The organism is Ruminobacter amylophilus, from assembly GCF_900115655.1.
Classification (GTDB): domain Bacteria; phylum Pseudomonadota; class Gammaproteobacteria; order Enterobacterales; family Succinivibrionaceae; genus Ruminobacter; species Ruminobacter amylophilus.
This window is the reverse complement of record NZ_FOXF01000093.1, coordinates 1-2363: the sequence shown is the minus strand read 5'-3', so window position 1 is coordinate 2363 and position 2363 is coordinate 1. Positions and strand designations below refer to the sequence as shown.

The window sequence follows — 2363 nt, the reverse complement described above, 5'->3', positions numbered from 1 at the left end:
AACATCGGCGGTATCAACGAATGGACCAATATTGATATCGTAAATCTTCTCTGTGAAAAGATTGATTCACTGTTCAGGGACAATGAATCATACAGGATTAAATACCCTGACTGCCCGGCATCAAAGGGTGTATCAACCAAGACACTGATTACCTATGTAAAGGACAGATTGGGTCATGACAGAAGATACGCGATCGATGCAACCAAGATAATGAATGAACTTAACTACAAGCCTCAGGAAACGTTTGAAACAGGTATTCAGAAGACTATTTTGTGGTATCTCGATAATGATTCCTGGTTGAAGAAAATTCTGAATATCGCTTAATCGGCTATCTCAAACAAGAAGGTGTGGGACTGGAAATTCGCTCAAGATTATTAACTTCTCCCACGTCTTCTTATCAGTTTAAATAATAAAAATAAAGAAATTTGTATGAAATTATTAATATTAGGTTCCAATGGTCAGGTTGGTCATTGTCTTGCAGAACAGGCTGAAAAAAAAGGTCTGGAGTTTTATGCAACAAACAGCAGTCAGCTGGACATAACTGATTATTCAAAAGTTGCGGAAGTTTTCCGTCAGGTAAATCCATCTCTCGTAATCAATGCAACAGCTTATACCAATGTGGAAAAAGCAGAAGATGAACCGGAAAAAGCTTTGGAAGTTAATTCGAAAAGCGTGGGTAATCTGGCTGGCCTATGTTCTAAAAATAACGTTCCTCTGATTCACATTTCTACTGACTATGTGTTTGACGGAACCAAGGACGGATACTATCAGGAAAACGATCCTGTCAATCCCATAAATTCATACGGTAAGAGCAAGCTTGCCGGGGAACAGGCAGTTATCGCAAATACCGGCAGGTATGTAATTTTGAGAACTTCATGGGTTTTCGGAAGACACGGAAAGAACTTCGTAAAGACCATGCTTAATCTGTTCAAATCAAGGGATGAACTTACCGTGGTAAGTGATCAGATTGGCGGACCTACCTTTGCGGGGGATATCGCTTCCGCAATTTTAAGAATTGCCGAAGTACTTGAAAGTCGCCCTGATTTCTCCGATTGGGGAATTTTTAATTTTTCAGGAAAGGAAGACGTAAGCTGGTTTGAGTTTGCAAAAAGCATTTACGAAGCTTCCCGTCAGAAACAGCTCATTACCAAAGATGTTTCCATCAAGCCAATACCGGCATCAATGTTTAAAACCAAAGCTACCAGACCGCAGAATTCAAAACTTGATTTAAGCAAAATTAAAAATGTTTTCGATATCTCTGCAAGCGATTGGAAGTCAGAAATTGATAATTACATTGAGCATTATCTCCAGTAGTTACGGGTTACAGATTTGAGGAGATTTGAATGAAAGGAATTATTCTCGCAGGCGGTTCAGGAACCAGACTGTATCCCATAACAATGGGATGCAACAAACAGCTTCTTCCCGTATATGACAAACCGATGATTTATTATCCTTTGGCTACTCTGATGTCTGCAGGAATCAGGGATATCTTGATTATAACCACTCCGGAAGACTCATACAGCTACGGTTCTTTACTTAAGGATGGTTCACAGTTCGGCATAAAAATCAGATATGCGGTTCAGCATAAACCTGAAGGATTGGCTCAGGCTTTCATTATAGGTGAAAAGTTTATCGGTGATGACAGTGTATGTCTCGTATTGGGTGACAACATTTACCACGGTCAGGGATTGGGGAAAATCTTAACCGAATGTGCAGCTCTTAAAGAAGGGGCCTGTGTTTTCGGGTACAAGGTTGGCGATCCTGAAAGGTATGGTGTGGTTGAGTTTGACAAGAATGGTAACGTTCTTTCTTTGGAAGAAAAGCCAAAGGAGCCGAAATCTGATTATGCAGTTACCGGTTTATATTTCTACGACAATAAGGTGGTTGAGTATGCCAAATCCATAAAGCCTTCACCTCGTGGGGAATTAGAGATTACGGATATAAATAAGATTTATCTGGAAAAACAGACACTAAAAGTTAGAGTTTTTGGCCGAGGCATAGCCTGGCTGGATACCGGTACTCATGATTCATTGCTGGAGGCCGGTGAATACATAAAAACTCTCCAGAAAAGACAGAATTGTTTGATCAGCAGTCCCGAAGAAATCGCCTACACCAAGGGATACATAACTAGAGACAGTTTAATTGCTCAGGCACAGGTTTTAAAGAAGAACGATTACGGTAAATATCTGCTCAGTCTGGCAGAAAGAAATAATTAATTAGATTTTAAAGGAAGAAGAAATGAACGTTATCAGTACTGAAATAGAAGATGTAAAGATTTTAGAACCGAAGGTATTCGGAGATTCACGCGGATACTTTATGGAAACCTGGAGAGATTCATTCTTCAGGGAATTTGTATGTGATAA

At 39.8% G+C, this 2363-nt stretch carries 4 protein-coding genes; all 4 read left to right on the top strand.

All coding sequences use genetic code 11. The features are described from left to right. The coding region (locus BMY80_RS11850; protein ID WP_177178599.1) for a GDP-mannose 4,6-dehydratase at positions 1-324 on the top strand (324 nt) is incomplete at its 5' end. Between the two features lie 105 nt (positions 325-429). Beyond that, positions 430-1314, top strand: coding sequence for a dTDP-4-dehydrorhamnose reductase (rfbD, locus tag BMY80_RS11845; protein ID WP_093143936.1), 885 nt, complete (start codon positions 430-432; stop codon positions 1312-1314). Positions 1315-1343: 29 nt separating this feature from the next. Further along, complete coding sequence (rfbA, locus tag BMY80_RS11840; RefSeq protein ID WP_093143933.1) at positions 1344-2216, top strand: glucose-1-phosphate thymidylyltransferase RfbA; 873 nt, start codon at positions 1344-1346, stop codon at positions 2214-2216. Between the two features lie 22 nt (positions 2217-2238). Continuing rightward, the coding region (locus tag BMY80_RS11835; RefSeq protein WP_177178598.1) for a dTDP-4-dehydrorhamnose 3,5-epimerase family protein at positions 2239-2363 on the top strand (125 nt) is incomplete at its 3' end.